This is a genomic window from Bradyrhizobium denitrificans (assembly GCF_013179005.1).
GTDB classification, from domain to species: domain Bacteria; phylum Pseudomonadota; class Alphaproteobacteria; order Rhizobiales; family Xanthobacteraceae; genus Bradyrhizobium; species Bradyrhizobium denitrificans.
On the sequence record NZ_JABFDP010000008.1, the window covers coordinates 220,842 to 247,552 of the forward strand.

Here is a 26,711-nt window from a genome sequence, read left to right on the forward strand (position 1 = left end):
GGCGCCCCTGCCTCGATCGAGACGCAGAGGTGGAAGTCCCCGGATGGGGTCTCCGAATCGGGATCATCTTCGGTACGATGACCAGGTCAGGCAGGCTTCCTCAATCTCGCCTTAAGGCCGTTGGAAGCGGAGGAACTCGGCGCTGGCGATCCCGTTCTGATGCTGAAAACATCAGTATCGCGGTTGGGCGCAGGGACCTGCACACGTGCTGTGACACATTGGCGGCTGCCGCGCAGACCTGGCATGTGGTATACGCACGCTAATATACTAATATCTTTGCTATGACGGTATCATAATCCTCCGGCCCTCCTGGTGCTCATGTCCGACACGTCGCTCAGCTTCACCCACTCCGTCCTGGAACGGTTCCTCCGCTACGTCGTGATCGACACCCAGTCGGACCCGACCTCCCCGACCTGTCCCTCGACCCTGAAGCAGAAGAATCTCGGGCGCCTGCTCGCCGCCGAGTTGCAGGCGATGGGGCTCGCCGATGCTCACCTCGACGATCACGGCTACGTCTATGCGACGATCCCGGCAAATACCGACAAGCACGTGCCGGTGATCTGCTTCTGCTCGCACATGGACACGTCGCCCGACTGCTCCGGCGCCGACGTGAAGCCCCAGATCATCCGCAACTATCAGGGTGGCGACATCGTGCTGCCCGGCGATCCGAGCCAGGTCATCCGTCCCGGCGAACATCCCGCGCTGCAGGACCAGATCGGCAATGACATCGTCACATCGGACGGCACCACGCTGCTGGGTGCCGACAACAAGGCCGGCATCGCCGAGATCATGGATGCGGCGCAATTTCTGCTCAGCAATCCCCAGATCAAGCACGGCACGATCAAGATCCTGTTCACTCCCGATGAGGAGATCGGCCGCGGCGTCGATCGGGTCGACCTGAAGAAGCTCGGCGCCGATTTCGGCTACACGATGGACGGCGAGACCGCGGGCAATATTGAGGACGAGACCTTCTCCGCCGACGGCGCGACCGTGATCATCAACGGTGTCAGCGCCCATCCCGGCTTTGCCAAAGGCAAGATCGAGCATGCGATCAAGATCGCTTCGGCGATCGTGGAGCGCCTGCCCAAGGACACCTGCTCGCCCGAGACCACGGAAGGCAAGGAAGGCTTCCTGCATCCGGTGGCGATCTCCGGCACGCTTGAGCAAGCCCGCCTCGATTTCATCGTCCGCGATTTCAGCGAGCAGGGCTTGCGGCAGAAGGAGGCGCTGCTCGAGGACATCGTGCGCGACGTCATGACGAACTATCCGCATTCCAGCTACCGGATGGACGTCCGGCAGCAATACCGCAACATGAAGGAGGTCATCGATCTCCATCCGCAGATCGTGACCTATGCAGAGGATGCGATCCGGCGCGCCGGCCTGACTCCGATGCGGACCTCGATTCGCGGCGGCACCGACGGGTCGCGACTGTCTTTCATGGGGCTGCCCTGCCCCAACATCTTCGCCGGCGAGCACGCCTTCCACTCGCGCCTCGAATGGGTCAGCGTCCGTGACATGGAGAAGGCGGTGCAGACCATCGTGCATCTGGCGATGATCTGGGAAGAGCGCTCCTGAGCGCTGGGCGGCGCCGCGTCAGGCGTGCGCCGTCACCAGCCAGATCGAGCCCGGCAAAGTGACGCTGTCACCGGTCTGATGCTGCGCGAGCAGGTCGCGGACCGACTGCCGCGCGGCCTCCCGCGTCTCCGGCGAATGTCCTTCCAACGCGCGGCTGGCGGGTCCGATCTCGAAGGCCGATTGCACGGCGGCATCGAGCCCCTTGCCGATCGCAATATCGAGCGACAACGCCTGCGGCTCCAGCGCGACATCGCGGAACCCAGCCTCGGCCAGAATGCGGCTGACCCGCGCCTCGGATGCGAAGGCGAAGGGACCCGGATCCTCGGGCGCCATTTCGGGCAGCTTCGGCACGTGGCGATACACCGCCTGCAACGGCGCGATCATCCACGGATTGGCCTTCGGCTCCCGCCAACAGGCGAACACGACCCGGCCGCCCGGCTTCAGCGCCTTGCGCATATTGGCGAACGACGCCACGGGATCGGCGAAGAACATCACGCCGAAGCGCGAGACCAGGAGATCGAAGCTCGCCGGCGTGAACGGATGCACCGTAGCGTCAGCCAGCACGAACTCCACCGGACATCCCACCGGAGCCACCTGGCGCGCTTGCGCGAGCATCGGTGCGGAGATGTCGATCCCGAGCACGGAGCCGCCCGGGGCAACCTGCCTCGCCAATGCGATCGCCAGGCCGCCACAGCCGCAGCCGATGTCGAGAACGCGATCGCCCGCCTTGGCCGCGATGCGCGCGATCAGGATCTCCGACACCGGAGACAGCAGGATGTCCTGCGCCTCCTGGCGATCGGACCAGCGCTGGCCGCCGGGCCCGTTCCAATAGGCGATCTGGTCGGCATTGCGGTCGTCCCCGGCTGGCAATGGCATGCTGCGTCCCTCGCTCGATGTCATCCTTCGAGTCATCGCGCATGCCGCCGGCATCACTGTCAAGCCACGCGGGCGCGGCACGCTCACCAGGATTCGGTAAGGCTCTCGCCGACGCCGAGCGCGGCCCACTGCCGGCTCAACCGCGCAAACTCCTGCCGGACCGCGGCACGGCGAGCCGGCGTGTACAGCGCACGCTCGGCCGGAGCCATAGACGCGGCCAGGCTGCGCGCCGACTTTGCCATCTCGGCCCCACGGGCTCGCAGCGCCGGATCGTCGGAATGTTCCAGCCAATCCTGCCAGCACACATAGGTCGCCCGCTCCGAGCGGGCATAGTCCTCGCTTTGCTCCGGCATCAGGCGCTGATCCCTGGCCGCGAGCTTGCGTCGCTGCCGCGACGCCTCGCGTGACGCGCCGCCCTGCTCGACGGCGTGAAACGTGCCTGCCGTGCCGCCCGCGGCCAACCGTCCGAACACGGCACCAGCGATATCGAAATGCTTCTCGACGATGAAATGCTGCAGGTCATGCGGCACCCAGGGATCGAAGCCGGGTGCCGGGTTCATTTCGAGCACGGGGCCGGCGGGCAGCATCGCGCGCACCGCATAGCGGCGCTCGCCAGTACGGACGAAGCAGACGGTCATAAGCGCGCGTTGACGGGGCATGATCGACCTCCTCGGTTTGGCCGGGGCGACGCAGGCAGACGAAGCAGGCTCATCATACCACCGGACGCGGCATGCCGTCGATTCGACGCCGCCGCGCTGGCGTCTGCAGCGTCGAGATGGAATAGCAGGATGCCGAATCTGGTCCCGCTCTTGCTTCGAGCCAAAGCGTCAGGAGCCCCATGCGCTGTCTCGTCGTTGCCGATCTCCACTACGCGCTGCCGCAGTTCGACTGGCTGGTGGCTGCGGCCGATCATTTCGATGCGGTCGTGTTCGCCGGCGACGCGCTCGACCTCGCCTCGATCGTCGACATCCGCGCGCAGATCGTGGTCGTGAAGACCTATCTCGCGCTGCTCGCGGCCAAGACCCGCGTGATGATCTGCTCCGGCAATCATGACCTGGAGGAGCGCAGCGCCGAGGGCGAGAAGATCGCGGCCTGGATCGGGACGGTTCGCGAGCTCGGAATCGCGGCCGATGGCGATGACCTCCTGATCGGCGAGACGCTGTTCTCCATCTGCCCATGGTGGGACGGACCGCTGGTGAAGGCGGCGATCCAGCGCCAGCTTGACGCCGCCGCCGGACTTCCGGCCGCGCGCTGGATCTGGGTGCATCACGCCCCGCCGGCCAACTCCCCGGTCAGTTGGGGCGGCAAGCGCTTCTTCGGTGACACCGAGCTCGAAGGCTTCATCGCACACCACCGGCCGGCGATGGTGATCTCCGGCCATGTTCACCAGTCGCCCTTCATCAAGGACGGGTCGTGGTTCGATCGCGTGGGTGAGACCTGGGTCTTCAACACCGGGCGGCAGCCTGGACGGCCCCCGACCTACATCGTGATCGACACCGACGCCGAGCAGGCGTTCTGGCTGGCGGCGGGGCAAGCCGAGTGGATCGATCTCGCCAGCCCGCTGCAGCGGCCGGCGCAGCCGGTGACCGTGGCGCCGGAGTGGCTCAGAGCCGTGGATCGGATTCCAGATCCGTTCCTGGCGAGACCTGCTGCGGCGGCAGGTTGATCATGCTCTGCAGCACCTCGCCGACCATCGACAGATGCGTGCCGTGGCCGGCATATTGCCGCTTGAGATCGGCGAGATAGGTGTTGGCGACATTGAGACGCTGCGCCAGCATGCGCGCGATCCACAGCGTCGCCTCGGGATTTTCAGCCAGGAAACGCTGGGCATCGAGAATCTCGTAGATCCGGCACTCCGTCACGGCCCGCACGGTCGCCGTGTGCGGCTGCGCCAGCAAGAGCGACATCTCGCCGAACAGCGCGCCCGGCTCGGAGACGACGGCCACGGTCGCACCGGCCTTGATCACCTCCAGCCGCCCATCGAGCAGGATGTAGAGATGCCCGGTGCTGTGGCCTTCCTCGAGCAGCTCGGTGCCTGCGGCAATGCCGCGCTCTTGTCCGCCGGTGCAGTGGCGCAGGAAGTCGGTCATCGGCTCGTCCACGATGTTTTCGCCAAGCGCGAAGCTAACCGACAAGCAGCCGGTCGCCACGCAAAATCATTGTGGCACTTCGTAGCGGCTGCGGAAATGGGTTATGAACCGTCTCGAAAGCGGATGTCTGGCCACCCACGCGTCCATGCAACGTTGCGCGACAGGCCGCTCATCGAGCAGCGGCGCGATCGGCGAGGCGCACACACGTGCTTCTGGAGCGGATTGCCATCGGCCTGGAGAAACTGGGTATGCCGCAATGGCAGCACGGCTGGCTGGGAAAGACGATCCAGCGCATGCGCATGGTAGGCGGTGAGAGATTCGAACTCCCGACCCTCTCGGTGTAAACGAGATGCTCTAACCAGCTGAGCTAACCGCCCGTCGCGCAGCAGATCGGGCTTTGCCTCCGGTGTCCGGACCGCCCGCGCGCTGCGCCTCTTTACCCCCTGCCCGACCCGCAATCAACGCCGGAACCGCACGGCGGCCGTGAGAAAACGCTGCGACGGAGCCCTGAATGGGCTCGCCACAGAGCCGCTGACGTCGTCCGCCCCCTCAAACGAAAACGGCGCCCTCGCGGGCGCCGTTTCCTTGGATAGGTTCTGATCTCAGTGGGCGGTCAGGCCGCCGGCGGCTTCATCGCCATCGGCCTTCACGGGCACCTTGGTGTCCTCTTCCCAGACGATCGGCACCGGCTTGCGGACCAGGGCCCGGGCGACGACGTCGTCGAGACGAGAGACCGGGATGATCTCCATGCCGCCCTTGATCGCATCGGAAATCTCCGTGAGATCCTTGGCGTTGTCCTCGGGGATCAGCACCGTCTTGATGCCGCCGCGGGCCGCCGCCAGCAGCTTCTCCTTCAGACCGCCGATCGGCAGCACGCGACCACGCAAGGTGATCTCGCCGGTCATCGCGACGTCGTGACGGATCGGAATGCCCGTCATGACCGAGATGATCGCGGTCGCCATCGCAACGCCCGCCGACGGACCGTCCTTCGGGGTTGCCCCCTCCGGCACGTGGACGTGGATGTCGCGGCGGTCGAACATCGGCGGCTCGATGCCGTAGTTGATCGCCCGCGACCGGACGTAGGACGCCGCGGCCGAGATCGACTCCTTCATGACGTCGCGCAGATTGCCCGTCACCGTCATCTTGCCCTTGCCCGGCATCATGACGCCTTCGATGGTCAGCAGCTCGCCGCCGACATCGGTCCACGCCAGACCCGTGACGATACCGACCTGATCGTCCTGCTCGATCTCACCGAAGCGATACTTCGGCACACCCAAGAATTCCTCGACGGCCTTCTCGGTGACCTTCACCGACTTCTTCTTGGAGATCATGAGCTCCTTCACGGCCTTGCGGGCCAGTGTTGAAATCTCACGCTCCAGGTTACGCACGCCCGCCTCGCGGGTGTAGCGCCGGATCACGAGCAGCAGCGCATCGTCGTCGATCGACCATTCCTTCGAATCCAGGCCGTGCTTCGACAGCGCGGACGGGATCAGATGCTTGCGGGCGATCTCGACCTTCTCGGTCTCGGTGTAGCCCGCGATGCGGATGATCTCCATGCGGTCCATCAGCGGTCCGGGAATATTGAGCGTATTCGCGGTCGTGATGAACATCACGTTCGACAGGTCGTAGTCGACCTCCAGATAGTGATCGTTGAACGTCGTGTTCTGCTCGGGGTCCAGGACCTCCAGCAGCGCCGACGACGGGTCACCCCGGAAGTCCGAGCCCATCTTGTCGATCTCGTCCAAGAGGAACAGCGGGTTCGAGGTCTTGGCCTTGCGCATCGACTGGATGATCTTGCCGGGCATCGAGCCGATATAGGTCCGGCGATGACCGCGGATCTCGGCCTCGTCACGCACGCCGCCGAGCGACACACGAACGAATTCGCGGCCCGTGGCCTTCGCGATCGACTTGCCGAGCGAGGTCTTGCCGACGCCGGGAGGTCCGACCAGGCACAGGATCGGGCCGGTCAGCTTGTTGGCGCGCGACTGCACCGCCAGATACTCGACGATGCGGTCCTTGACCTTCTCCAGACCATAGTGATCCGCATCCAGGACCGCCTGCGCGGCCTCCAGATCCTTCTTCACCTTGGACTTCTTGTTCCACGGAATCGACAGCAGCCAATCCAGATAGTTGCGCACGACGGTCGCTTCCGCGGACATCGGCGACATCTGGCGCAGCTTCTTCAACTCGTGCTGAGCCTTCTCGCGCGCTTCCTTGGAGAGCTTGGTCTTGTTGATGCGCTCTTCCAGATCGGCGAGCTCGTCGCGGCCGTCCTCGTCGCCCAGCTCCTTCTGAATGGCCTTCATCTGCTCATTCAGGTAGTACTCGCGCTGGGTCTTCTCCATCTGGCGCTTGACGCGCGAGCGGATGCGCTTCTCGACCTGCAGCACCGAGATCTCGCTCTCCATCAGGCCCAGCACCTTCTCCAGGCGCGTGGTGACGGACAGCGTCTCCAGGATGCCCTGGCGATCGGCGATCTTGACGGCGAGATGCGAGGCAACCGTATCGGCCAGCTTGCCGAAATCGGTGATCGACTGAACGACGCCGACGACCTCGGCGGAGATCTTCTTGTTCAGCTTCACATAGCTCTCGAAATCCGACACGACGGAGCGCCCGAGGGCTTCCGCCTCGACCGACTTCGCATCGGTATCCTCGAGCGCGACCGCCGTGGCTTCGTAGTAGTCGGCGCGATCGGTGTACTTCTCGACGCGCGCGCGCTCCAGGCCTTCGACCAGCACCTTTACGGTGCCGTCGGGCAACTTCAGGAGTTGCAGCACGCTGGCGAGCGTCCCGGTCTCATAGATGGCGTCCGCAGCCGGATCATCGTCGGACGCATTCTTCTGCGTCGCCAGCATCACCAGCGCGTCGTTCTTCATCACCTCTTCGAGGGCGCGGATCGATTTCTCGCGGCCAACGAACAGCGGCACGATGTTGTGCGGAAAGACGACGATGTCACGGAGCGGCAGAACCGGATAAGCGTGGCTCTCGCCGTAAACGATGGTCGGCCGGGGTTTAGGGGTCGTCATGGCCTGTTCCTTTTGTTTTGCCCCCTTGCACGCAGCCCGCCATCGTGCGCAACCGCCACAAGGTGCGATCTGATCCGGATTTCACTGACGCGCGATGTCACCAGCCTATTCGGATCGTTCTGAGGCGAATCCCGGGATTGAGATTTGTGTCGCCACCGGACATTAGGTGGCTATCGACCCGGGGGGTGTCAAGTATCGGAAAACGCCCGCCAATTAAGGCTTTACGCGGCGGGATACTGAAACGCTGCGAAGCCGCGGACGGTAACGTCCGCGGCCACCGCAAAACCAGGAAACCGAGCTGTTATGTCTGCCGTACCAGCGCGATTACGCGCTGGCGCTGCTTTCGACCGCGCGATCGGAGCGATCGGCGTAGATGTAGAGCGGGCGGGCGGTGCCCTCGACCACCTCGCGTGAGATCACCACTTCCTCGACGCCTTCCAGGCCCGGCAGGTCGAACATAGTCTCGAGCAGGATGCTCTCCAGGATCGACCGCAGACCACGCGCGCCGGTCTTGCGCTCGATGGCCTTGCGGGCCACGGCACCCAGCGCCTCGTCGGCGAAAGTGAGCTCGATGTTCTCCATCTCGAACAGCCGCTGATACTGCTTCACCAGCGCGTTCTTGGGCTCGGTCAGGATCTTCTTCAGCGAGTTCTCGTCGAGATCCTCAAGCGTCGCCACGACCGGCAGACGGCCGACGAACTCGGGGATCAGGCCGTATTTCAGCAGATCCTCGGGCTCGACGTGACGGAAGATCTCGCCCGTACGGCGGTCTTCCGGCGCCAGAACCTGGGCCGCAAAACCGATCGAGGTCGACCGGCCGCGCGCCGAGATGATCTTCTCGAGGCCGGAGAACGCACCACCGCAGATGAACAGGATGTTGGTGGTGTCGACCTGCAGGAACTCCTGCTGCGGATGCTTGCGGCCGCCCTGCGGCGGAACCGATGCAACCGTGCCTTCCATGATCTTCAGCAGCGCCTGCTGGACGCCCTCGCCCGACACGTCGCGGGTGATCGACGGATTGTCCGACTTGCGACTGATCTTGTCGATCTCGTCGATGTAGACAATGCCACGCTGTGCGCGCTCGACATTGTAGTCGGCCGCCTGCAGCAGCTTCAGGATGATGTTTTCGACGTCCTCGCCGACATAGCCGGCCTCGGTCAGGGTCGTCGCATCGGCCATCGTGAACGGCACGTCCAGGATGCGGGCGAGCGTCTGCGCGAGCAGCGTCTTGCCCGAGCCGGTCGGACCGATCAGCAGGATGTTCGACTTCGCGAGCTCGACGTCCGAGTGCTTGGTCTGGTGGTTCAGCCGCTTGTAGTGATTGTGGACCGCGACCGACAGCACCTTCTTCGCATGGTTCTGACCGATCACGTAATCGTCGAGAACCTTGCAGATTTCCTTCGGCGTCGGAATGCCGTCACGCGACTTGACCAGCGAGGACTTGTTCTCCTCGCGGATGATGTCCATGCAGAGTTCGACGCACTCGTCGCAGATGAAGACGGTTGGACCTGCGATCAGTTTGCGGACTTCGTGCTGGCTCTTGCCGCAGAACGAGCAATAAAGCGTGTTCTTCGAGTCGCTCGTGCCGACCTTACTCATTCCTGTCTCCGTCCGCGGTTCGCTCTTGTCCGCTCGTTCGCTCCAATCCGGCACGGGCCGGACCAGCTTGGTGAAAGAGCAAATTTCGTACCAAAATTAAGACCTTGTTCTTCACCCGTCGTGCACCCACGACCTACGCGAATCCCCCACGATCCATAACTGGACACTCTAGCCAATCATGCTGTCATCCGACTATCAAGAATTCGCTAATCGGACCACAGACCCTAGACCGTGACATTACCGTGATTTTAGGGCTTGACAGGGTCATGGCCAGCGAAATCGACGGAACGTTGCGCGTATGCCACGCCTGTTCGGCGAGCGCACGACGAGGTTGCGGCCAAATATGGCCGCACCCGAATACCTTTAGCTGCATTGGGCCGGCTCGCGCCGGCCATGATGCGCAGAAAACAGCGCCTGGGCTTGAAACCTCAAACCCGCAGGCCTCACTTGGCCATCGGCGCTGGATCTTCCGGCCGCTTGTCGATCACCTTGTCGATCAGGCCAAACTCCGCAGCGGCTTCCGCGGTGAGGAATTTGTCGCGTTCCAGCGCATCCTCGATCGCCTTGTAGGACTGGCCGGTATGCTTCACATAGATCTCGTTGAGCCGCTTCTTCAAGCTCAGGATTTCCTGCGCGTGCAACATGATGTCGGTGGCCTGGCCCTGGAAGCCGCCCGAGGGCTGGTGAACCATGATGCGCGAATTCGGCAATGAGAAGCGCATGTCCTTGTGACCGGCGCACAGCAGCAGCGAGCCCATCGAAGCCGCCTGACCCGTGCACAGCGTCGACACCGCGGGACGAATGAACTGCATCGTGTCGTAGATCGCCAGACCCGACGTCACCACCCCGCCCGGCGAGTTGATGTACATCGCGATTTCCTTCTTCGGGTTCTCGGCCTCGAGGAACAGCAGCTGCGCGACGATCAGGGTCGCCATGCCGTCCTCGACCGGGCCGGTCACGAAGATGATGCGCTCCTTCAGGAGGCGCGAGAAGATATCGTAAGCGCGCTCACCGCGGTTGGTCTGTTCGACCACCATGGGCACAAGGTTCATATAGGTTTCGACGGGATCGCGCATGAATCACCCAAGGGTTGGACCAGCAGTTGAAGACGACCGGCCGCCGCAGGCAGGGGCTCACCAAAGGGAGCAACGACGACGGACAGAGGCCCGTGATGCAGAACTTCAAGACCGAGCCCACAGATATGGACCATTTTCCCGGTGACAAGACCGGACCAGCATGGCCTTCCGCGAGCGAGCCTTTGTGCTGTTCAAGCTGATTCCCCGCCGCTCGGCCAGCCGAGGAACCGGGCCGGCCGGCGCTTTCGCCGGTCAACCTTAATCGTCGGCTTATCGTGCCGGGCAGCGCCCCAGTGCGGCCCCGTCAGGCCGCACTGTCGTCACCATCAAGCCGCCTTGTCGTTCTCATCATCCTTGAAGAGCTCGTCCTTGGAGACCTTCTTCTCGGTGACATTGGCGAGCTCGAGGATGAAGTCGACGACCTTGTCCTCGTAGATCGGGGCCCGCAGCTGCGCGAGCGCCTGCGGGTTGCTGCGGTAGAAGTCCCAGACCTCCTTCTCGCGGCCCGGCATCGAGCGCGCGCGCTCGATCACGGCGCGGCTGACCTCGTCATCGGTCACGGTGATCTTGTTCTTCTCGCCGATCTCCGACAGCACGAGGCCGAGCCGCACGCGACGGTCGGCGATGGTGCGATACTCCTCCTTCGCCTTCTCCTCGGTGGTGTTCTCGTCGGCGAATGTCTTGCCGCTGGAGTCCATCTCGGCCTTCACCGAGTTCCACATCAGGTTGAACTCCTCGTCGATCAGCGAGGGCGGCGCATCGAATTTGTGCGTCTCGTCGAGGCGGTCGAGCAGCGCGCGCTTCACGCGCTGGCGGGTCGCCTGGTTGAACTCGCCGGCGAGGCGGTCGCGCATCAGCTGCTTCAGCTTGTCGAGCGATTCGAGACCCAGCGTCTTGGCGAACTCGTCGTCGACGACCTTCTCTTCGGGCGTTTCGATCGCGGTCGCGGTGGTCTCGAACTCGGCGTCCTTTCCGGCGAGATCGTTGTTCAGATAGTTTTTCGGGAACGCGACCTTGAGCGTCCGGGTCTCGCCGACGCCGATGCCGATCAGCTGATCCTCGAAGCCGGGGATGAAGGTGTTCGAGCCGATCACGACGTCGATGCCCTCGCCGGTGCCGCCGTCGAACGCCACGCCGTCGATCGTGCCCTTGAAGTTGACCTTCACGCGATCGCCGCTCTCAGCCTTGGCGCCCTCGGCCTTGGCCGCATAGCTGCGGTTGGCGTCCGCCAGACGCTTGATCGCCTCATCGACATCGGCATCGGTGATGTCGGCGACCGGCTTCTCGACCGAGAAGGTCTTGAAGTCGGCGAGCGTGATCGCCGGCACGACCTCGACGGCCACCGTGTAAGTGAGGTCCGACTGGCCGCTGAGGATCTTCTCGACCTCGGCCTCCTCGGTCGGCATGGTGACCTTCGGCTCGGTGGCGAGACGGAAGCCGCGCTCGGTGAAGATCTGCGTGTTGGTGTCGCGGATGGTCTGGTCGATGGTCTCGGCCATGACCGACTTGCCGTAGATCTTCTTCAGATGCGCCACCGGCACCTTGCCGGGGCGGAAGCCGTTGATGCGGACCTTGTCCTTCAGGTCGACCAGCTTCGCATCCGCCTTGGCGTCGAGATCGGCCGCGGGGACGCTGACCTGGAACTCGTGCTTCAAGCCTTCCGACAAGGTTTCTGTGACCTGCATGGCGTCAATCTTCTTCCGCTTCGGTTCGGACCATTGCGATCCGAACACACCTGATTCAATTGTGGACGACGCGCGGCCAGAGCCTTGCGCCGGTGGGATCGGCGACCCCGCCCTCCATCGCGGAGAACGGGCGCGCCGTGAAACTTGGGGCAAACGCCGGAGAAGCGCTTGGTGCGGGCGGAGGGACTCGAACCCCCACAACTTTCGTCACTGGAACCTAAATCCAGCGCGTCTACCAGTTCCGCCACGCCCGCGTGAACTGCATCGATAGCCCGGCCGCGATGCCGCGGGCGGCGCGGCTTATACCACGCGTGAAACCGTCCGCAGCAAAAAAATGGGCCTTCGACAGCGCCCGCGGCCGGCCGATCGGCCAAGCTCGCCGCACACATAAGGGAAAACAGCATGATGCGCATCCCCCTCAATCAACAATGTTTTGTCGCATGAGGCCGGCTCCCGAGCGGCTCAGCCGGCGGTCCCTGCTCGGCGGCTTTGCCGCAGCCCTGGCGGGCACGGTCCCGCGGTTCGCGACAGCAGCCGAGCGCCTGTCGGTCGCGCTGGAGGCGCGGACCGAATCTGTAGCGCTGAGCCCCGGCCGCGCCGCGTCCGAGGTCTGGCGGCTGACCGGAGCCGCCCCGGTGCTTCGGCTCCAGCGCGGCGCTGCACTCGATCTCGCTTTGACGAATGGACTGAAGATCCCGGCGGCGCTGTCCGGGCGTGGCCTCGCTCTGCCGACCCCTCTGGCCGTTCAGGCGCCGGTCGGTCCGGGCGGTCGCGCCACCATGCCGGCCCGGCTGGCGCGCGCCGGCACCGGACTGCTCGACCTGCGCCTGCTGGCCGACGGTGCCACGGCACCGATCCGGCCACTGGCTCTGATCGTCGATGAGGCCCCGGCGGCAAGCTTCGACCGTGACGAGGTTTTCCTGGTCGAGGACTTCCGGCTCAAGGCCGACGGCACCGCGATCGCGCCGGGCCTCGATCCCGGCGAGACCGAGCTCTTGTATACAGTCAACGGCCAGCTCCAGCCGGAGCTGGCGCTGCCCGCCCAGGCGCGGGTCAGGCTGAGGTTCATCAATGGCTGCCATCGCGCTGTCATCGCACTCAAAATCGCCGAGCTCGGCGCCGTCAGGGTGCTGGCCATCGACAGCCAGCCCGCCGAGCCGTTCCTGGCCCGCAATGGCGCCGTGGTGCTGCCGCCCGGCGGCCGCACCGACGTGGTCATCGACATGCCCCCGGCCAAGGCGCCGCTGCCGGTGCTGCTGCACGACGGCAGCGCGGCGCGCCCGGTGGCCCGCCTGCTGGTCTCGACCGAGCCGCCGCTGCGGGCCACCGCGCTGCCGCCACCAGCCCCTCTCCCGGCGTCCGGCCTGCCGGACCAGCTCGACCTGCGCGCAGCGATTCGTGCCGAGCTCGCGCTTGACGGTCCCGATTGGCGCCTGCCCGCCCAGTTCGCCACGACCATGGCGCCCGCCTTTCAGGCCAAGGCCGGCCGCGTCATCGTGCTGGCGCTCGCCAACAAGACGGCCGGCACCGCCGTGGTCCATCTGCACGGCCAGCCGTTCCGGCTGCTCGACCGGCTCGACGATGGCTGGAAGCCGTATTGGCTCGACACGCTGGCGCTGGAAGCCGGCCAGACCCAGCGCATCGCCTTCCTGGCCGAGCAATCCGGCCGGTTCCTGATCGAGAGCATGGCGACGAACTGGGCGGCGCCGCGCCGGTTGCGATGGTATGAGATCAGGTGAGGAAACCGACAGGGAGAACTCCCATGACCATTGCCGCCATCACCGGCGTCACCGCGCGAGCCGTGATCACGCCGATGAAGCGTCCGCTGCGCAACGCCTTCGGCGTCATCGACACCGGCCCTTTGGTGCTGATCGACGTCGCGACCGATCAGGGGGTTACGGGCCACTCTTATCTGTTTGCCTACACCAGGCTCGCGCTGAAGCCGCTGGTGCTCTTGGTCGAGGAGATCGGCCGCGAGCTCACCGGCAAGGCGCTGGTCCCGATCGATCTGATGAAGCTCATGGACGCAAAATTCCGGCTGCTCGGCTGGCAGGGCCTGGTCGGCATGGCGGTGTCCGGTCTCGACATGGCGTTCTGGGATGCGCTGGGTCAGATCGCCGGCAAGCCGGTGGTCGAACTGCTTGGCGGCGCTGCGCGGCCGATTCCCGCCTATGACAGCTATGGCGTGCTCGACGCCAAAGCCGACGCGCGCACCTTGCGCACGGCCTGCGACGAGCACGGCTTCCGCGCCATCAAGACCAAAGGCGGCCATGGCGACCTCGCCACCGACGCGGCGATGATCGAGGGCCTGCGCACGTTGCTCGGCCCCGACATCGCGCTGATGCTCGACTTCAACCAGTCGCTGGATCCCGCGGAAGCGACGCGCAGAATCACGCGCCTTGCGAATTACGATTTGACCTGGATCGAGGAGCCGGTGCCGCAGGAAAACCTGTCCGGTCACGCCCAGGTGCGCGAGCGCTCGGACATTCCGATCCAGGCCGGTGAGAACTGGTGGTTTCCGCGCGGCTTCGCCGAGGCGATCGCGGCCGGCGCCTCCGACTTCATCATGCCCGATCTGATGAAGGTCGGCGGCATCACCGGCTGGCTCAATGTCGCAGGCCAGGCCGACGCGGCTTCGATCCCGATGTCCAGCCACATCCTGCCCGAGGCCAGCGCGCATGTGCTGGCGGTGACGCCGACGGCGCACTTCCTGGAGGTGCTCGACTTCGCCGGCACCATCCTCGCCGAGCCGCTGCAGGTGATCGACGGCAAGGTAACCGCGCGGGGGCCCGGATTGGGGCTCGCCTGGAACGAGCCCGCGGTCGCGAAATATCAGATGCAGTGAGCCGTCACGCTCGTGTCCAGCGATAGAGCGCGTCAGGCTCGCGCTCTTCATTGCGGGCGCCGTCGGTCTCTTCGACCAGCACGAAGCCGTGCCGCTCATAGAAGCGGCGCGCAGCCAGGTTGCGCTGAAACGTCCAGAGCTGCAGGCGATCGCCGGTGGTCTTGGCGAGATCGAGCAGCGCGCTGCCGACGCCTCGCCCTTGTGCCCCCGGATGCACGTAGAGCTGGTCGATCCATTCGTTGCGCAACGCGATGAACCCGGCCAATGCGTCGCGCTGGAAAGCGCCCCACAACGCGCAGTCTCGAAACACGCGCTCGCGATAGAACCAGCGATCTTCGTCGGGGGTATGCAAGCCGGCGAGCCAGGGCAAGGCTGCGTCGAATGCGGCACGATGGACGGCTGCGCCCATGTCCGACATTGCAAGCTGCCGGACGATGTTCGCCATGCTCAATACTCGACGCCCAACCGGTCATAGAGGCGCCGGAACACCGCCGGCAATGTCTCGGTCAGGTCCTCGGCGATCAGCCCCGGCCCCGCCTCGGCGCCGGCCTCGCCATGCATCCAGACGCCGATACAGGCGGCCTCGAAGGCCGGCACGCCCTGGGCCAGGAGGCCGGCGATGATGCCGGCGAGCACGTCGCCGGCCCCGGCGGTCGCGAGCCAGGGCGGTGCGTTGGCCGCAATCGCGGCGCGGCCATCCGGCGCGGCGACCGTGGTGTCGGCCCCCTTCAGCAGCACCACCGCGCCGCAGCGCGCGGCGGCGGCGCGCACGCGCTCCAGCTTGGAGCGGCCGGGATGCTTGTTGCTGAGGTCGGAGAACAGCCGCGGAAATTCACCCTCATGCGGGGTCAGCACGATCTGCGCCGCGGGCGTGGCCCTGATCTGCTCGAACAGCCGCTCCGGGGCGTCGGCAAAGCTCGTCAGCGCATCGGCATCCAGCACGAGATGGCGCTGCGCCGTGAGCGCCGTGAACACGACATCGCGCGTGCGCTCGTTGACTCCCGTGCCCGGCCCGATGATGCAGGTGTTGTAGCGCCTGTCGCCGAGCAGCTCGGCGAATTCGAGGACGGTGTCGGCGGCGCGCACCATGACAGCCGTCAGCGCCGCCGCATTGACCGCGAGCGCGTCTCGCGGCGAGGCCAGCGTCACCAGGCCGGCGCCGGCGCGCAGCGCCGCCCGCGCCGCCATCCGCGCGGCCCCGGTCGCGGCGACGTCGCCAGACATCGCCAGCACGTGCCCGCGCGCATATTTGTGGCCATCGATGCGCGGCACGGGAAAGTGGCCGTGCCAAAGCTCGGGATCGTTCTCGAAGGCCTGCGGCTTGATTTCATCGAGCACCTGCGGCGCGATGCCGATGTCGGCGAGCCGGACATGGCCGCAATGCTGGCGGCCGGGAAGCAGAAGATGCGCCGGCTTCTTCCGGAAGAAGGTCACGGTCTCGGTCGCCTTGACGGCGATCCCCATCACCGCCCCCGTGGTGCCGTTGATGCCGCTTGGCAGATCGACCGCGAGCACCGGCGCGCCATTGGCGTTGATCGCGGCGATGACATCGTGGGGATCGCCGGCCACCGGACGGCTGAGGCCAGCGCCGAACAGCGCGTCGATAATCAAAGCCGGCTTGCCGATCGCCTGCGGCGTGAACGGCAGCACCGGAAATTTCCAGCCTCTGGCGGCGGAGGCCGCGTCGCCCTGGAGCGCATCGCGCTCGCACATCAGCACCACCGACACCTCGCGGCCCTGCGCCGCGAGCTCCGCAGCTGCGACGAAACCATCGCCGCCATTGTTCCCGGGGCCGCAGACCACCAGGATCGGGCCGGTCTCCACCAGGTCCATGGCGGCATCGGCCACCGCCTGGCCGGCGCTCAGCATCAGCGAAAACCCCGGCGTCCCGGCGGCAATCGTCAGCCGGTCGGCCCGCTCCATTTCGCTCGTGGTCAAAACTTCCATCAATTCGCTCTTGTCCCCCGCAGCGGCCGCCGGGCGGCTGCGATATCCGTTCATTTGCCTGCGGCCGCAGCAGCGCCCTCGCCGCGATCGCCGTCCGCCCACCCTATTGCCGCGCCTGTCCGCAACTTCCAAGCGCGCATCGGAGACTGAAAAGCCGCGTGAAATCGCGGCACAGCCGCCTTTTCCCTGGGCATTCTGACCAGCCTGCGGATGCCACCGCCCCGCATGCACAACGTTTGATCTATTTGCCTAATCTCCAGGCTCCGGTATTCTAGGCTTTCCCAGCGGGAATCGTCGGGCAATCGCAAAATGCCTGATTAACGGCTTGATTCAGGCCCGTTAACGACTTGGCATAGACCCTGCTTTTGTAGAGCCACTTCGGCACGGGGCAAGACGGGCTGTCAATGACCGGGCCTCCGCCGGAGAGCGTCGGGCCCGGTAACGAAGTGATCGAACAACGTGCGCGTCAGCGCAGCCTGACGATGACCCTTATGTTTCTTAATGCGGAATGCCCGGGAGGCGCTCAGTGAAGAAGATCGAAGCCATCATCAAGCCGTTCAAGCTCGACGAGGTGAAGGAGGCGCTTCAGGAGGTCGGACTTCAGGGCATTACCGTGACTGAAGCCAAGGGGTTCGGCCGGCAGAAGGGCCATGCCGAACTGTATCGGGGCGCCGAATACATCGTCGATTTCCTGCCCAAGGTGAAGATCGAGATCGTGATCGGCGACGATCTGGTCGAGCGCGCGATCGAGGCGATCCGCCGCGCCGCCCAGACCGGCCGCATCGGCGACGGCAAGATCTTCGTGTCCAATATCGAGGAGGCCATCCGCATCCGAACCGGAGAATCCGGGCTGGATGCCATCTGATCCTCTGCGGGAGGCTTGGAACGGCATCCCCGCCCCAAGCCTCCGACAGAGAAGATATGCTGCGCATGCAGCGGTGACGGCAGCCCAGGCGTCCTCTGCGAGGCGCTTGCAGGCGGCCCTTTTGGCGTTTTCCGATATTGTCTTGGCCCCCGCGCGAGGCTAATGGAGCATGACCCGCGGACGCCGTCCCGCGCCGGGCCGTGACGTTTCAGCCAAGAGGGGTATTCATGAAGACCGCCAAGGACGTCTTGAAAGCAATCAAAGACAACGACGTCAAATATGTCGACCTCCGCTTCACCGATCCGCGGGGCAAGTGGCAGCACGTCACCTTCGACGTCAGCATGATCGACGAGGACATTTTTGCTGAAGGCACGATGTTCGACGGCTCCTCGATCGCCGGCTGGAAGGCGATCAACGAGTCGGACATGTGCCTGATGCCCGACCCGGTGACGGCCACGATCGATCCGTTCTTCGCCGAAACCACCATGATCATCACCTGCGACGTGCTTGAGCCGACCACCGGCGAGCCGTACAACCGCGACCCCCGCGGCATCGCCAAGAAGGCCGAGGCGATGGTGAAGTCGATGGGCGTGGGCGACACCGTGTTCGTCGGCCCCGAAGCCGAGTTCTTCGTGTTCGATGACGTGCGCTACAGCTCGTCGCCCTACAACACCGGCTTCCGCCTCGACTCCTCGGAGCTGCCGACCAACTCCGACACCGAATATGAGGGCGGCAATCTCGGCCACCGCATCCGCACCAAGGCCGGCTACTTCCCGGTGCCGCCGCAGGACTCGGTGCAGGACATGCGCTCGGAGATGCTGGGTGCGATGGCCCGCATGGGCGTCAAGGTCGAGAAGCACCACCACGAGGTCGCCTCGGCCCAGCACGAGCTCGGCATGAAGTTCGACACGCTGACCCTGATGGCCGACCAGATGCAGATCTACAAATACTGCATCCACCAGGTCGCGCACATCTACGGCAAGACCGCCACCTTCATGCCGAAGCCGGTCTATGGCGACAACGGCTCGGGCATGCACGTCCACCAGTCGATCTGGAAGGACGGCAAGCCGGTGTTCGCGGGCAACAAGTACTCCGACCTGTCGGAGACCTGCCTGTCCTACATCGCCGGCATCATCAAGCACGCCAAGGCCATCAACGCCTTCACCAACCCGTCGACCAACTCCTACAAGCGTCTGGTCCCGGGCTATGAGGCGCCGGTGCTGCTCGCCTACTCCGCGCGCAACCGCTCGGCCTCGTGCCGCATCCCCTACACGTCCTCGCCGAAGGCCAAGCGCGTCGAGGTCCGCTTCCCCGATCCGCTCGCCAACCCCTATCTCGGCTTCGCTGCGATGCTGATGGCCGGCCTCGACGGCGTGAAGAACAAGCTCGATCCGGGCCCGGCGATGGACAAGGACCTCTACGACCTGCCGAAGGAAGAGCTGAAGCAGATCCCGACCGTCTGCGGCTCGCTCCGTGAGGCGCTCGAGAATCTCGACAAGGACCGCGCCTTCCTGAAGGCCGGCGGCGTGTTCGACGACGACTTCATCGACAGCTACATCGCGCTGAAGATGACCGAGGTCGAGCGCTTCGAAATGACCCCGCACCCGGTCGAGTTCGACATGTACTACTCGGGCTGAGCGCCCGATAAGATCGGCGGATCACGAAGGCGCCCCTCGCGGGGCGCCTTTTGTTTGGTGGCGCACGTTACTTGGCGCAGTGAGATCAGGGGCCTCGTCCTTCGAGACGCCGCGCTCCCTTGGGATCAGCGCGCGAGAGCAACCGACAAACAATCGTGCGCTGTCTGGAACCATGAGGCCCGTCTGCCGACCCGGTCTCGATCGCTATCTCTCGGGAAAGTGCACGACAACCTGCTCGACAACGGGTGCCCATTCTCGTGCCTTCGCATCACCGGACGAAATCCGGTCGCCTGCAGGCGCGCCCATCTCGCTGCCCTTGCCGAATCGAACCGCAATCCGGCAGCCCCCGGGCAGAGGACGGTCCAGCGCGCCGCCCTTCCAGTCGACGACGAAGCCGCCGCCATCAGTGAAGAACTCGCGGATCAGAAACGGCCGGCCGTTGATCTTCTGCACCTCGGCCAGGGTGGAGCCGAGCGTCACGCCGGCAACGTTCCAGTGACTGGTCTTGGCGTCGATCAAGGTGAGGCGCGACACCCGCTGCATCGTCTCGTCGGTAAAGCCGATCTCGATGCGCCAGTCCGGCGATTTCGGCGACAGCACGACGCCCGGATAGGTGATATCCTCCACCCCGGTGTACAGTTGGTCGTCAATCACCGCGTCCTGGCCGTAGCGCTGCATCAGGCTCCTGGCGGAGTATGAGACCGACACCGGCGAAGTGCAGGTGATCAGCCCATCGGCTGGCGGCGTGATCTGCGCCGATGCCGGCGAGGCGAGAAGCATTAACAACAAGAGCGTTCGGCGCATGCTGATCCCGGTCAGGCTTGCGACAATAATGCCATCACTTCGCGGCGAAATTGACGCCGATCTCGGTGACGACAGGCGCGAATTTCAGCAGCGCCGGATTGTCGGACGACACCTTCACACCATCCCCTGACAGCGCCCGCGGCGCGTCCTTGTCCTTGCCGAAGCGCAGCGTGATCGAGCAGCCGCCCGGCAGCCTGCGCCCGAGCGCGCCATTCTTGAGGTCGGTGACGAAGCCGCCATAGTCCCAGCCGAAGCCGCTCACGACGAACGGCTTGCCGTTGGCCTTCTGGACCGCCGCGAGGCTGGCGCCGATACTGATGCCGGCCACGGTCCAGCGGCTGCTCTTGGCGCTGTCGCGCAAGGTCAGCGCGGACACCGTTGCCGTCTTGTCCTCGATGAAGGCGACTTCGATGCGCCGGTCCATCGCCCGCGGAAACAGCACGAGGCCCTGATAGGTCTCGCCCTCGGCGCCCGGCAGATCCTGCACGACCGCCTCGGCGCCATAGCGCTGTTGGAGGCTTTTCGCGGTGTCGGTGGCCGCCACTGGGAGCGTGCAGGTGATCGGTCCCTCGCTCGGCGGGGCGGTCTGCGCCTGGGCGGAAGAAGCCATCAGCAAACCTGCTGTGATCAGGAGGTGGCGCATCCGGGACCCTTGCTCCGCGACATCATAAGGTAGCCTTTGAGCTTGGTCTGGCCCGCGCTAAGCCCGGTTCACGTCCGACATCAAGCCGCGAGATGCCGCTTCCTCACCGCCGAGCCGAACGCCTCGAACAGCTTGCGGTTGATCGGGTTCTTCTGCGGGTCGTATTCGGCGTGCCACTGCACGCCCAGCGCAAAGTTCGGCGCGTCGGCGATGCGGATGGCCTCGATGGTGCCGTCCTCCGCGATGCCCTCGATGACGACGCGATCGCCGGGCTCGAGAATGCCCTGGCCATGCAGCGAATTCACCTTGATGCTGTCGCAGCCGAGAATGGTTGCGAAGGCGCCGCCCGGCGTCAGCCTGACCTCGTGCCGGTCGGCGAACACGACCGTCGGATCGGGATGGATCTCGCCATTCTCCAGCCGGGGCATGCGATGGTTCATGCGGCCGGGGATCTCGCGGATCTCCGGATGCAGCGTGCCGCCGAAGGCGACGTTCATTTCCTGCAGGCCGCGGCAGATGCCGAACAGCGGAATGCCTCTGGCGACGCAGGCCTCCGACAACTGCAGGGCAACCTCGTCGCGGTGAATATCGTAGGGCTCGTGCTTGAGGCTGGGCTCGGTGTTGAACCGCGTCGGATGCACGTTGGCGCGGGCGCCGGTCAGCACCACGCCATCGACGATGTCGAGCAGCGCCGCGATGTCGGTAATCTCGGGAACACCGGCGAACATCAGCGGCAGCGCGCCCGCGACCTCAGCCACGGCGCTCAGATTGCGTTCGCCCACCATCTGCACGGTGAACCTGTTCTCGACGCGGTGGCTGTTGCCGATCACGCCGACGACCGGACGTTTCATAGCCCTCGTTTCCGTTTCTCTCCCGCGCGAAGCATAAGTCATGCCTCTGAAAAATCATGCCCGCGTCGCCGGGCCGGATCAACCTATGACCGCGCGGGTCCCCAATGCCAATTCCGGACAACCCCGCAGCTGGCTCGCCTGCAAAGATCCGCCAACCCTATGCTTGATCCGGCGGCGGTTTTCGCCAATGTGTGGAGGCCGATCAGCATAAAGGACCCCTCATGACCGCCCCCGCCGACCCGCGCCTCGAGGCCCGCAGCGACCTGGCCTGGGCCATCACCGTCGGCGGCATCGGGGTGATCCTGTTCGCGGCGACACTCGCCTTCAGCTGGTATTACGCTGCCGCGTTGTTTCTGCTGTTCTCGGGCATGCTGCTCGGCGTCGCGCTCAATGCGATGACCAGCCTGCTCGGCCGCGTGCTGCCGTGGCCGCATCCGCTGCGTCTCGCCCTGGTGTGTCTCACGCTTGCAGCGCTGCTCGTCGGCATCGTGTTCCTCGGCGGTACCACCATCGCCGACCAGGCCAAGGTGCTCAGCGACACCATCAAGTCGCAGCTCGGCAACATCAAGGGCTTCCTCGACCGCAACGGTATCGACACCAGCTTCTTCGATTTCAGCGCGGCAACCCAGGCCACCTCCGCCCCCGATGGCGGCTCGACCACACCGACCCAGGCACCGTCTCACAGCCTGCCGGGCGGCCTGCCCTCGCCGAGTGCGCTGGCTTCCTCGGGCGGGGCCATCGTCAGCCAGACCTTCAAGCTGCTGCTGGGCACCGTCAGCGCCGTCGGCAACTTCTTCATTGTCCTGTTCCTCGGCCTGGCTTTCGCGGCGCAGCCCGCGGTCTATCGCAGCGGGCTCCTGTTCCTGGCGCCGGCGAAGTACCGCGACCAGGCCACCGTGATCATCGACCGCATCAGCTACACGCTGGAGCGATGGCTGATCGCCCAGATCACCACGATGTTCGCGGTGTTCTTGGTCACCTGGATCGGGCTTGCCGTCATCGGCGTGCAGAGTTCGTTCATCCTCGGCATCCAGGCCGGCCTGCTCGCCTTTATTCCGACCGTCGGCGCCATCATCGCCGGGGTCATCGTGGTGCTGGCGAGCCTCGCCTCGGGCTGGGTTGCGGCGGTCTCCGCTTTTGTGCTGTTCCTCGGCGTGCACGCGATGGAGAGCTACGTGCTGACGCCCTTGATCCAGCGTCAGGCGCTCGACATCCCCCCAGCGACGCTGTTCGCCTTCCAGATCCTGCTCGGCATCGTGTTCGGCGTCTGGGGACTGACCCTGGCGCTGCCGCTGATGGCGATCGCCAAGGTGATGATCGACTATTTCAAGAGCGACCGCAGCACCGAAGACGCAGCGGCTGCGATCTGAAGCGCTCCCGCCGTCGGCGCGTCAGCCGACCGGCATCGCGGTCTCGACGAGCTTGGCCCAATAGCTGATCCCGTGCGGGATCACGTCGTCGTTGAAGTCGTATTCGGGGTGATGCACGCCGGCCCCGTCGCCGATGCCCATGAACACGAACGCGCCGGGCCGCGCCTGCAGCATATAGGCGAAATCCTCGCCGCCGAGCCGGGGCGGCATGTCGGTCTTGACCTGATCCGGCCCGACCACGTCGCGCGCCACCCTCGCCGCGAATGCGGTCTGCTCCGCGTGGTTGACGACGACCGGATAGCCCCATTCGTAGTCGATCTCGACCTCGACGCCCATGCCGCTCGCCATCGCCGTCACGAGATCCTTGAACCGCTTGTCCATCAAACGCCGGACCTCCTCGTCGAGCGTGCGCACGGTGCCGCCGATGATCGCGGTCTGCGGAATGATGTTGTCGGCCGACGTGCCCGCATGGAAGCGCGTGATCGACAGCACCGCGCTCTCGACCGGATCGACGTTGCGCGCCACGATGGTCTGCAGCGCGGTCACGATCTGCGCGCCCGCGATGATCGGATCGACGCATTTGTTCGGGCGCGCGGCATGACCGCCGAGCCCCTTCAGCCGCACCTCGAAAGTGTCGGCCGCCGCCATGACGGCGCCGACCCGCGTCGAAACGGCGCCGAGCGGCAGGCCCGGCGCGTTGTGCAGGCCGTAGACCTCCTCGATGCCGAAGCGCTCCATCAGGCCGTCATCGACCATGGCGCGGCCGCCGGCGCCGCCCTCCTCCGCCGGCTGGAAGATCACGACCGCGGTGCCCGCGAAATTGCGCGTCTCGGCAAGATAGCGCGCTGCGCCCAGCAGCATTGCGGTGTGGCCGTCATGACCGCAGGCATGCATCCGGCCGGGGATGGTCGATTTGTGCGGAATGTCGCTGACTTCCTGCAGCGGCAGCGCGTCCATGTCGGCGCGCAGACCGATCACGCGCGGTGACGGCTCGCGACCTCTGATGACGCCGACCACGCCGGTGCGGCCGATGCCCGTCACGACCTCATCGACGCCGAACGACGTCAACAGTTCGGCGACGCGCGCCGCCGTCCGGTGGACCTCGTAGAGCAGCTCGGGATGCTGGTGGAAATCGCGCCGCCAGACCTTGGCGTCCTCCGCCAGCTCGGCGGCGCGGTTGATGATCGGCATGTTACGGAGTTCCGAATCATGAGGAGAGGCACGTCAGGGACAACGCGCATTGCATCTCATTGCATGTCGGCCGACCGCAAAACACAAGCGCCATTCGCTCATGCGTTGCTGCGCCGACTGCATTGCAGTCAGGTTCGCAGCTCGTCCAGCTCGCGGGCGAGATTGGCCCGCGCCTTCTCATCGAGCGCCGCGGCGAAGCCGGGGTCGGGATAGATCACCGGCCGGCTCACAAACCGCTCCAGCACAGCCGCGCGCCCGGCGCGATAGACCTCGTCCGGCACATGGGCATATTCGCGCCGGATCGCGCGCGCATAGGCATCGTAAGTGACGTCGTCGGCGGCGAGAATGGCGAGATCGATCGAGACCAGCAATGCGCCGCGCCGGTCGCCCGGCGCGACATCATGCGTCCGGGTCAGCCGGATCAGGCGGCCGACCTCGTCGCGCAGCTCCGGCGCGACATGGCGCTCGGCGAGAACAGCGCTCTGCTCCTCATTGTCGGCGCGCGTGGGATCATAGACGACGTCGTGCCACCAGATCGCCGCGGTCAGGATCTCCCGATCGCCGGCGCTGAGGCCGGCGACGCCCGCCAGCCATGTCAGGCAGTCCTGAACATGGCGCAGATCGTGATAGTGGCGGCCCGGCGCGGAATAGGCCGCGACCAGATCGTCATGGGTCATGCCGCGCTCCGTCACAGCGCCTGTCCGGGTGCGCCTCAGCCCGCCGAGGTCAGCACCGTCTCGGTGTGCTCGACATCCGGCGGCGCGGCGAAATACGGCCCGACAAGGCCGCGCCACTCGGTGAAGTTCTCCGAGCCGCGAAAATCCACCGTGTGGTTCTCGAGCGTCTCCCACTTCACCATCAGCCGGTAGCGCTGCGGCTTCTCGATCGATTTGTGCAGCTCGAAGCCATGGAAGCCCTTGGAGCGGCCGAAGGCGGCGCGCGCCTTGGCGACCGCTGCCTCGAAATCCTTCTCGCTGCCCGGCTTGATGTCGATCTGGGCGATTTCCGTGATCATGGTCTGGCGGCCTCCCCTCATTGTCGGTCGAGACCGTGTCTAGCCCAGACCGATGGCGAGAGAAAGCTGCGCGGCGGTCAGCTCGACACCACCGCCTGCCCCGGCTGCACCGGTGGCGCTCCGGCCGCGGCGGCGGCCCGCTGACGCCGGTAGCGCTCCAGCGACAGCGGCAATTCGGACGCCGCCTCGACGCGGTTGCGGCCCGACCGCTTGGCCTTGTAGAGCGCGGTGTCGGCGGCCGCGAGCAGCACGTCGAGCTCGGTTCCCGCCGGGCCGCCGGCGACGCCGATGCTCACGGTGGTGTCGACCGGCTTCTCCTCGCAGACCACGCCGGACGCCGCGAACGCCTCGCGGACGCGCTCGGCGGCGACCATCGCCTCCTCGATCGAACAGGGCAGCAGCGCTGCGAACTCCTCGCCGCCGATCCGCCCAGAGAGATCGGTGAGACGCAGATTGTTGACCACGACATCCGCGAACAGCTTCAGCACCGTGTCGCCTTCGGCGTGGCCGAACCGGTCATTGATGGATTTGAAATGATCGATGTCGAAGATCAGCACGCTGACCGGCCGCTGCTCGCGCGCCTCGCGGGCAATCAGCTGCGCGCAGGCGTCCGCAAAGCCGCGACGATTGAGCAGGCCGGTGAGCGGGTCGGTTGTGGCGGCGCGCTTATGCGCACTGACGATGCGCTCCGACACCAGCATGAAGATCACGAACACCGTGCCGACCGCATACAGCACCAGCTCGATCGAGAAGATCGTCACCCAGGCGGCCGCGAAGGCACCATCGGCGTCGCGCAGCATGTTGCCGAGCAGGATCGGCAGCATCAGCACGAAGCCATGCATCGCCGGCACGATCAGCGCCGGCCAGCGCCGATGCAGCGTGCGCCGCCGCTCCTGCCAGAGCTCGGCCGCCGTCAGCATGGCGTAGATCACGACGATGGCGGCGCCGATGGTCAGGCGGAGCGACTGTGCGGCCGGGTCGAGCAGCATGCCGCTCGTGATCCACACCAGCGCGCCGAGCACCAGGCCGATCACGCTCGGCGGCTTGCCGTGGAAGACGCGCGCGGCGTTCCAGACCATCGCGGTTGCGACCAGCCCGATCGCGCTGAGAAACAGCGACACCACCACGCCATAGACCTCGCCGACCAAGGTCCACAGCGCGATAGCGACCGCGCCGAGAATATAGGCCGCGCCCCACCAGCGCAGTGCCGGCGTGTTCTCCTGCCGTCCGAAGTGCAGCAACATCGCGCCAAGCAGCGCCGCGACCATAGTCGCTACGATGTCGAGCGTCATGCTGTCGAGCGCCATGCGTCACCTCGGTTGCTGCGGCAGCGCGGGAACTCAGGGTTAGCGCGGCCTTATCGCGATCAACCTAGCGTGCGGTCTGTTCGGAAGACGTTTGCGTGGGATGCCAAGTTTTCTGGAAAAGCGCGCCGCAACTCGCCAGCAATTGCTGCGCAAAAAATCGGCAAAAAGAATTCAAAAGCAAACCGGAGGCCGGAGGGGCCGCTCGCTTCAATTGCAGGCTGCGCAGGCGCATCGATCGTTAGTTGCTGAAACCGCCGAGAGGTTCGCTGATTTCGGGTGATTGCCGCGACAACTCATCGAAACGATAAG

Annotated in this window: 24 protein-coding genes and 2 tRNA genes; 8 read left to right on the top strand and 18 right to left on the bottom strand. The window is 65.4% G+C overall.

Translation table 11 applies throughout. The annotated features are described in order from the left end of the window. Positions 1-318 precede the first annotated feature (318 nt). A complete protein-coding gene (gene pepT, locus HL671_RS10985; RefSeq protein WP_012044589.1) occupies positions 319-1,575 on the top strand; it encodes a peptidase T in 1,257 nt (418 codons plus the stop codon). 18 nt (positions 1,576-1,593) lie between these two features. Here the strand turns inward: pepT and HL671_RS10990 are convergent, their stop codons facing one another. Together HL671_RS10990 and HL671_RS10995 are read right to left on the bottom strand one after the other, a co-directional pair. After that, positions 1,594-2,451 (bottom strand): class I SAM-dependent methyltransferase, encoded by an 858-nt coding sequence (locus HL671_RS10990; RefSeq protein WP_172236404.1) that lies wholly within the window; start codon positions 2,449-2,451, stop codon positions 1,594-1,596. Positions 2,452-2,534: 83 nt separating this feature from the next. Then, on the bottom strand, positions 2,535-3,110 hold the full coding sequence (locus HL671_RS10995; protein ID WP_246579461.1) for a hypothetical protein: 576 nt from the start codon (positions 3,108-3,110) through the stop codon (positions 2,535-2,537). Between the two features lie 179 nt (positions 3,111-3,289). Between HL671_RS10995 and HL671_RS11000 the strand changes: the two genes are divergently transcribed. After that, positions 3,290-4,117, top strand: coding sequence for a metallophosphoesterase family protein (locus tag HL671_RS11000; RefSeq protein ID WP_012044592.1), 828 nt, complete (start codon positions 3,290-3,292; stop codon positions 4,115-4,117). Here HL671_RS11000 and HL671_RS11005 read toward each other — a convergent pair. The 7 genes from HL671_RS11005 to HL671_RS11035 all read right to left on the bottom strand — a co-directional run bounded on the left by HL671_RS11005 (position 4,056) and on the right by HL671_RS11035 (position 12,181). Further along, positions 4,056-4,541: a Crp/Fnr family transcriptional regulator gene (locus HL671_RS11005; RefSeq protein WP_012044593.1), complete on the bottom strand. Its 486-nt coding sequence runs from the start codon at positions 4,539-4,541 to the stop codon at positions 4,056-4,058. The genes HL671_RS11000 and HL671_RS11005 overlap by 62 nt on opposite strands. Positions 4,542-4,841: 300 nt before the next feature. After that, a tRNA-Val gene (locus tag HL671_RS11010) sits at positions 4,842-4,918 on the bottom strand. Positions 4,919-5,143: 225 nt separating this feature from the next. Further along, positions 5,144-7,567 (bottom strand): endopeptidase La, encoded by a 2,424-nt coding sequence (gene lon / locus HL671_RS11015; RefSeq protein ID WP_012044594.1) that lies wholly within the window; start codon positions 7,565-7,567, stop codon positions 5,144-5,146. A gap of 324 nt (positions 7,568-7,891) precedes the next feature. After that, positions 7,892-9,166, bottom strand: coding sequence for an ATP-dependent Clp protease ATP-binding subunit ClpX (gene clpX, locus HL671_RS11020; protein ID WP_012044595.1), 1,275 nt, complete (start codon positions 9,164-9,166; stop codon positions 7,892-7,894). A 443-nt stretch (positions 9,167-9,609) separates the two neighbouring features. Next, positions 9,610-10,242 carry an ATP-dependent Clp protease proteolytic subunit gene (locus tag HL671_RS11025; protein ID WP_012044596.1) on the bottom strand — a complete coding sequence of 211 codons (633 nt, stop codon included), beginning with the start codon at positions 10,240-10,242 and terminating at the stop codon, positions 9,610-9,612. Positions 10,243-10,568: 326 nt separating this feature from the next. Next, the gene (tig, locus tag HL671_RS11030; protein WP_012044598.1) at positions 10,569-11,927 is read right to left on the bottom strand and encodes a trigger factor; all 1,359 of its coding nucleotides are present in this window, start codon (positions 11,925-11,927) and stop codon (positions 10,569-10,571) included. A 169-nt stretch (positions 11,928-12,096) separates the two neighbouring features. After that, positions 12,097-12,181 (bottom strand) — tRNA-Leu (locus tag HL671_RS11035). Positions 12,182-12,355: 174 nt separating this feature from the next. On the opposite strand from HL671_RS11035, the gene HL671_RS11040 reads away from it, so the two are divergent. Together HL671_RS11040 and HL671_RS11045 are read left to right on the top strand one after the other, a co-directional pair. Then, on the top strand, positions 12,356-13,666 hold the full coding sequence (locus tag HL671_RS11040; RefSeq protein ID WP_172236405.1) for a multicopper oxidase family protein: 1,311 nt from the start codon (positions 12,356-12,358) through the stop codon (positions 13,664-13,666). 23 nt (positions 13,667-13,689) lie between these two features. After that, a complete protein-coding gene (locus HL671_RS11045) occupies positions 13,690-14,772 on the top strand; it encodes an enolase C-terminal domain-like protein (protein ID WP_172236406.1) in 1,083 nt (360 codons plus the stop codon). 4 nt (positions 14,773-14,776) lie between these two features. Here HL671_RS11045 and HL671_RS11050 read toward each other — a convergent pair whose 3' ends face one another. Together HL671_RS11050 and HL671_RS11055 are read right to left on the bottom strand one after the other, a co-directional pair. Then, entirely contained in the window at positions 14,777-15,217 is a 441-nt protein-coding gene (locus tag HL671_RS11050; RefSeq protein WP_172236407.1) for a GNAT family N-acetyltransferase, read from the bottom strand. 2 nt (positions 15,218-15,219) lie between these two features. Next, a complete protein-coding gene (locus tag HL671_RS11055) occupies positions 15,220-16,719 on the bottom strand; it encodes a bifunctional ADP-dependent NAD(P)H-hydrate dehydratase/NAD(P)H-hydrate epimerase (protein ID WP_012044602.1) in 1,500 nt (499 codons plus the stop codon). A 526-nt stretch (positions 16,720-17,245) separates the two neighbouring features. On the opposite strand from HL671_RS11055, the gene HL671_RS11060 reads away from it, so the two are divergent. After that, positions 17,246-17,584 carry a P-II family nitrogen regulator gene (locus tag HL671_RS11060; RefSeq protein ID WP_009027873.1) on the top strand — a complete coding sequence of 113 codons (339 nt, stop codon included), beginning with the start codon at positions 17,246-17,248 and terminating at the stop codon, positions 17,582-17,584. Between the two features lie 227 nt (positions 17,585-17,811). Beyond that, entirely contained in the window at positions 17,812-19,221 is a 1,410-nt protein-coding gene (glnA, locus tag HL671_RS11065) for a type I glutamate--ammonia ligase (protein ID WP_006611030.1), read from the top strand. A 204-nt stretch (positions 19,222-19,425) separates the two neighbouring features. Here the strand turns inward: glnA and HL671_RS11070 are convergent, their stop codons facing one another. The 3 genes from HL671_RS11070 to HL671_RS11080 form a co-directional block, all read right to left on the bottom strand. After that, positions 19,426-19,899 (bottom strand): hypothetical protein, encoded by a 474-nt coding sequence (locus HL671_RS11070; protein WP_246579462.1) that lies wholly within the window; start codon positions 19,897-19,899, stop codon positions 19,426-19,428. A gap of 160 nt (positions 19,900-20,059) precedes the next feature. Then, positions 20,060-20,668, bottom strand: coding sequence for a hypothetical protein (locus HL671_RS11075; RefSeq protein WP_172236409.1), 609 nt, complete (start codon positions 20,666-20,668; stop codon positions 20,060-20,062). Between the two features lie 80 nt (positions 20,669-20,748). Further along, positions 20,749-21,519: a gamma-glutamyl-gamma-aminobutyrate hydrolase family protein gene (locus tag HL671_RS11080; protein ID WP_012044605.1), complete on the bottom strand. Its 771-nt coding sequence runs from the start codon at positions 21,517-21,519 to the stop codon at positions 20,749-20,751. A 221-nt stretch (positions 21,520-21,740) separates the two neighbouring features. Between HL671_RS11080 and HL671_RS11085 the strand changes: the two genes are divergently transcribed. Then, the gene (locus tag HL671_RS11085; protein ID WP_172236410.1) at positions 21,741-22,889 is read left to right on the top strand and encodes an AI-2E family transporter; all 1,149 of its coding nucleotides are present in this window, start codon (positions 21,741-21,743) and stop codon (positions 22,887-22,889) included. 21 nt (positions 22,890-22,910) lie between these two features. Here the strand turns inward: HL671_RS11085 and HL671_RS11090 are convergent, their stop codons facing one another. The 4 genes from HL671_RS11090 to HL671_RS11105 form a co-directional block, all read right to left on the bottom strand. Beyond that, positions 22,911-24,080 (bottom strand): M20 aminoacylase family protein, encoded by a 1,170-nt coding sequence (locus HL671_RS11090; RefSeq protein WP_172236411.1) that lies wholly within the window; start codon positions 24,078-24,080, stop codon positions 22,911-22,913. Between the two features lie 128 nt (positions 24,081-24,208). Beyond that, on the bottom strand, positions 24,209-24,757 hold the full coding sequence (locus HL671_RS11095; RefSeq protein ID WP_172236412.1) for an HD domain-containing protein: 549 nt from the start codon (positions 24,755-24,757) through the stop codon (positions 24,209-24,211). Between the two features lie 35 nt (positions 24,758-24,792). Further along, positions 24,793-25,095 (bottom strand): antibiotic biosynthesis monooxygenase family protein, encoded by a 303-nt coding sequence (locus HL671_RS11100; RefSeq protein WP_012044609.1) that lies wholly within the window; start codon positions 25,093-25,095, stop codon positions 24,793-24,795. A 77-nt stretch (positions 25,096-25,172) separates the two neighbouring features. After that, complete coding sequence (locus HL671_RS11105) at positions 25,173-26,402, bottom strand: GGDEF domain-containing protein (protein WP_012044610.1); 1,230 nt, start codon at positions 26,400-26,402, stop codon at positions 25,173-25,175. A gap of 100 nt (positions 26,403-26,502) precedes the next feature. Between HL671_RS11105 and HL671_RS11110 the strand changes: the two genes are divergently transcribed. Continuing rightward, entirely contained in the window at positions 26,503-26,682 is a 180-nt protein-coding gene (locus tag HL671_RS11110) for a hypothetical protein (RefSeq protein WP_172236413.1), read from the top strand. The last annotated feature ends 29 nt before the right edge of the window (positions 26,683-26,711 follow it).

Bases quoted from the DNA above. Each gene is read 5' to 3' on its own strand.
- pepT (WP_012044589.1), top strand. From the start codon at position 319: ATGTCCGACACGTCGCTCAGCTTCACCCACTCCGTCCTGGAACGGTTC.
- HL671_RS10990 (WP_172236404.1), bottom strand. From the start codon at position 2,451: ATGCCATTGCCAGCCGGGGACGACCGCAATGCCGACCAGATCGCCTAT.
- HL671_RS10995 (WP_246579461.1), bottom strand. From the start codon at position 3,110: ATGCCCCGTCAACGCGCGCTTATGACCGTCTGCTTCGTCCGTACTGGC.
- HL671_RS11000 (WP_012044592.1), top strand. From the start codon at position 3,290: ATGCGCTGTCTCGTCGTTGCCGATCTCCACTACGCGCTGCCGCAGTTC.
- HL671_RS11005 (WP_012044593.1), bottom strand. From the start codon at position 4,541: ATGACCGACTTCCTGCGCCACTGCACCGGCGGACAAGAGCGCGGCATT.
- lon (WP_012044594.1), bottom strand. From the start codon at position 7,567: ATGACGACCCCTAAACCCCGGCCGACCATCGTTTACGGCGAGAGCCAC.
- clpX (WP_012044595.1), bottom strand. From the start codon at position 9,166: ATGAGTAAGGTCGGCACGAGCGACTCGAAGAACACGCTTTATTGCTCG.
- HL671_RS11025 (WP_012044596.1), bottom strand. From the start codon at position 10,242: ATGCGCGATCCCGTCGAAACCTATATGAACCTTGTGCCCATGGTGGTC.
- tig (WP_012044598.1), bottom strand. From the start codon at position 11,927: ATGCAGGTCACAGAAACCTTGTCGGAAGGCTTGAAGCACGAGTTCCAG.
- HL671_RS11040 (WP_172236405.1), top strand. From the start codon at position 12,356: ATGTTTTGTCGCATGAGGCCGGCTCCCGAGCGGCTCAGCCGGCGGTCC.
- HL671_RS11045 (WP_172236406.1), top strand. From the start codon at position 13,690: ATGACCATTGCCGCCATCACCGGCGTCACCGCGCGAGCCGTGATCACG.
- HL671_RS11050 (WP_172236407.1), bottom strand. From the start codon at position 15,217: ATGGCGAACATCGTCCGGCAGCTTGCAATGTCGGACATGGGCGCAGCC.
- HL671_RS11055 (WP_012044602.1), bottom strand. From the start codon at position 16,719: ATGGAAGTTTTGACCACGAGCGAAATGGAGCGGGCCGACCGGCTGACG.
- glnA (WP_006611030.1), top strand. From the start codon at position 17,812: ATGAAGACCGCCAAGGACGTCTTGAAAGCAATCAAAGACAACGACGTC.
- HL671_RS11070 (WP_246579462.1), bottom strand. From the start codon at position 19,899: ATGCAGCGCTACGGCCAGGACGCGGTGATTGACGACCAACTGTACACC.
- HL671_RS11075 (WP_172236409.1), bottom strand. From the start codon at position 20,668: ATGCGCCACCTCCTGATCACAGCAGGTTTGCTGATGGCTTCTTCCGCC.
- HL671_RS11080 (WP_012044605.1), bottom strand. From the start codon at position 21,519: ATGAAACGTCCGGTCGTCGGCGTGATCGGCAACAGCCACCGCGTCGAG.
- HL671_RS11085 (WP_172236410.1), top strand. From the start codon at position 21,741: ATGACCGCCCCCGCCGACCCGCGCCTCGAGGCCCGCAGCGACCTGGCC.
- HL671_RS11090 (WP_172236411.1), bottom strand. From the start codon at position 24,080: ATGCCGATCATCAACCGCGCCGCCGAGCTGGCGGAGGACGCCAAGGTC.
- HL671_RS11095 (WP_172236412.1), bottom strand. From the start codon at position 24,757: ATGACCCATGACGATCTGGTCGCGGCCTATTCCGCGCCGGGCCGCCAC.
- HL671_RS11100 (WP_012044609.1), bottom strand. From the start codon at position 25,095: ATGATCACGGAAATCGCCCAGATCGACATCAAGCCGGGCAGCGAGAAG.
- HL671_RS11105 (WP_012044610.1), bottom strand. From the start codon at position 26,402: ATGGCGCTCGACAGCATGACGCTCGACATCGTAGCGACTATGGTCGCG.
- HL671_RS11110 (WP_172236413.1), top strand. From the start codon at position 26,503: ATGCCAAGTTTTCTGGAAAAGCGCGCCGCAACTCGCCAGCAATTGCTG.